Source organism: Actinomadura rubrisoli, assembly GCF_004349215.1.
Lineage (GTDB): Bacteria > Actinomycetota > Actinomycetes > Streptosporangiales > Streptosporangiaceae > Spirillospora > Spirillospora rubrisoli.
Window position 1 is genome coordinate 1 of the sequence record NZ_SMKU01000603.1, and the last position, 2,764, is coordinate 2,764.

Genomic DNA, 2,764 nt, shown 5'->3' on the forward strand with positions numbered 1-2,764 from the left:
CCGCCGACCCCACCCGGTCCGCGCGCAGCCGCTGGAACGGCTCGAAGATCGTCCCGACCTCGTAGGACGGGACGGGCCGGCCCGTGTTGACGACCTGGAGGAACGCCGCGCCGTCCCGCACGCCGGTGCGCACCCACACCCGTCCGCCCTTCACGTTGTACTTCACGGCGTTCTCCAGCAGGTTCACCGCGCAGCGCTCCAGCAGCACCGGATCGCCGGTCACCACCGCGGGGGAGAGCCGCACCTCCACGTCCACGTCGCCGTCCTGCCCGTCCAGATGGTCGAGGGCGCCGCGCACCACGTCCGGCAGCGGGGTGCCCGCGCGGGTGCCCAGCTCGCGCTCCGACCGCGCGAGCAGCAAAAGCCCCTCGATGAGCCGCTCGTGCCGCGCGGTGTTGCCCAGCAGCACGTCCGCGAGGGCCTTGGTCTCCGGCGGGCTCTTGCGGCTCGCCAGGGCGACCTCCAGCACCGTCCTGTTGATGGTCAGCGGCGTCTGCAGCTCGTGCGAGGCGTTGGCGACGAAGCGGCGCTGGGTGTCGAACGCCCGGTTCAGCCGGTCCAGCATGCCGTCGAACGTGTCCGCCAGGTCCTTGATCTCGTCCTGCGGGCCCTCCAGCGCGATCCGCTCGTACAGGTTGCTCTCCGACAGCCGCCGCGCCGTCGCCGTGACGGTGTGCAGCGGGCGCAGCATCCGCCCCGCGACCACGTATCCCGTCACCACCGCCAGGACGCCGACCACCAGCATCGTCACCAGCGAGCTCTGCAGCAGCTGCTGGAGCACGTCCTGCTTCTGCTGGGCCATCTGCCGGTCGGCCTCCGCCTTCATCGCCATCAGCTGGTTCATCGCGTCCGGCGACGCCAGCTTCCTCAGCTGCGCCACGGTCGCCGTCGAATCGGCCGCCTGCCGCATCGGGACGCGGCGCTCCATGGTGCGGACGGTCAGCAGGTACGTCACCGTCACCAGGACCGCCGACATCGCCATGAACAGCGACCCGTACACCAGCGTCAGCCGCGTCCGGACGCTCAGCCGCGGACGGGGTCTCATAGCGCCTCCAGCCGGTACCCGGCACCGGTGACCGTCTCGATCACCGGCGGCTCGCCGAGCTTGCGGCGCAGCGTCGCCATCGTCACCCGGACGATGTTGCTGAACGGGTCGATGTTCTCGTCCCACGCCCGCTCCAGCAGCCGTTCGGCGCTCACCACCCCGCCCTCGGCCCGCAGCAGCTCCTCCAGCACGGCGAACTCCTTCTTGGTCAGCCGCAGCTCCCGTCCGTCCCGGGCGACCCTGCGGCGGTAGGGGTCGAGGCGGATGCCGCGCCGCTCCAGCACCGGCGGCACCGGCGCGCCCGACCGGCGCGACAGCGCCCGGACCCGCGCGACCAGCTCGCTGAACACGAACGGCTTGGGCAGGTAGTCGTCGGCGCCCAGCGACAGGCCGTCCACACGGTCGTCCACGTCCCCGGACGCGGTCAGCATCAGGATCCGCCCGGCGTGCCTGCGCGCCACCAGCTCCCGGCACACGTCGTCGCCGTGGACGGTCGGCAGGTCCCGGTCCAGCACCACTACGTCGTACTCGTTGTACGAGGCCCGCTCCAGCGCGTCGTCGCCGTCGTACACCACGTCGACCGCCATGGCCTCCTCCCGGAGCCCCTCGGCGATCGTGTCCGCGAGCACCCGCTCGTCCTCGACGATCAAAACGCGCATGCGCCGATCATGACCGACACCGGGTTAAACGCCGATAAGTGTCGGATCATCCCCGAACGGGGACGGCGGGTCATGCGCCCGAAGCACACGACCCGCCGCTTGAGTTCCAACGTCAGGGCTGGACGGCGATGACGTCGTACGGGGTGTCGGGAGCGGGCGGCGTGTTGAAGCGGGCGTTCGGCAGGTAGAGCCGCGAGCCGGAGCGCGCGACGGTCGTGGGAACGTCGAACCGGGGATCGGTCAGCCGGGTGATGACCCGTCCCGCGTCGCCGTCCTCGCTCAACACGATGACGGCCACGGTGTTGAGCCGGTTCTGCACGGCGTACAGAGTGCGGCCGTCCCGCAGGATCCCATCGCCCGCGCTCAGCACCTCCCCATGGAGATCCACGGTCTTGGTCGCCCCGGTGCGGGGGTCGACCTTGAACAGCTTGCCGGTGTTCGACTGGATGATCAGCAGCGACTCACCGTCCGGGGTGGTGGCGATGCCGTTGGCATTGAACCCGGCCTGGTAGACGATGTCCCCGGTCAGCGGCACCTTCACCGCCTCGCCGTCCTTCTCGCGGGGCACCCTGTAGAGCGCGGGATTGGTCGAGTCGGTGAACCAGGCGGAGTCCCGCGTGAGGGCGACGTCATTGATGAACGACGGACTCGGCGCGAGCGTATACGTCTTGAGCAAGGCCCCATCACGGGTGTCGTAGACACGACCGAGCCCACTGTTGCCACCCGCCACGAACAGGCGCTTGTTGCCGACCTTCATTCCGAGGGACGGCTTGCCCGTCGCCGGGCTGATCACCTCGCCCTTCCCCGTGCGCAGATCAGCCCGGAAGATGGCGCCGTTGGCCCGCGAGCCGAGGAACGCCACGGCACCGGGACCAGCGGCAATACCCTCCGGCTGGAATCCGGCGGGAAGCGGGATGCGATCGGGTGGAGGCTCCACGGCGCCCAGGGCGGACCCCCCGAGCGGAACGACGAGCCCGGCTGTCAGTGCGGTGATAAGAAGTCGAGACCACATGCCCGCCAACATTCACCGATTCCCTAACCCGCACCACCCCCCCTTGCC

General features: G+C 70.3%; 3 protein-coding genes. All 3 read right to left on the reverse strand.

What is annotated here, in order from left to right; translation table 11 throughout:
* The coding region (locus E1298_RS45930; RefSeq protein WP_243726249.1) for a sensor histidine kinase at positions 1-1,045 on the reverse strand (1,045 nt) is incomplete at its 3' end.
* The gene (locus E1298_RS45935) at positions 1,042-1,704 is read right to left on the reverse strand and encodes a response regulator transcription factor (RefSeq protein ID WP_131903654.1); all 663 of its coding nucleotides are present in this window, start codon (positions 1,702-1,704) and stop codon (positions 1,042-1,044) included. The genes E1298_RS45935 and E1298_RS45930, both read right to left, overlap by 4 nt.
* A 112-nt stretch (positions 1,705-1,816) precedes the next feature.
* Entirely contained in the window at positions 1,817-2,566 is a 750-nt protein-coding gene (locus E1298_RS45940; protein WP_243726250.1) for an SMP-30/gluconolactonase/LRE family protein, read from the reverse strand.
* Between the last annotated feature and the right edge of the window lie 198 nt (positions 2,567-2,764).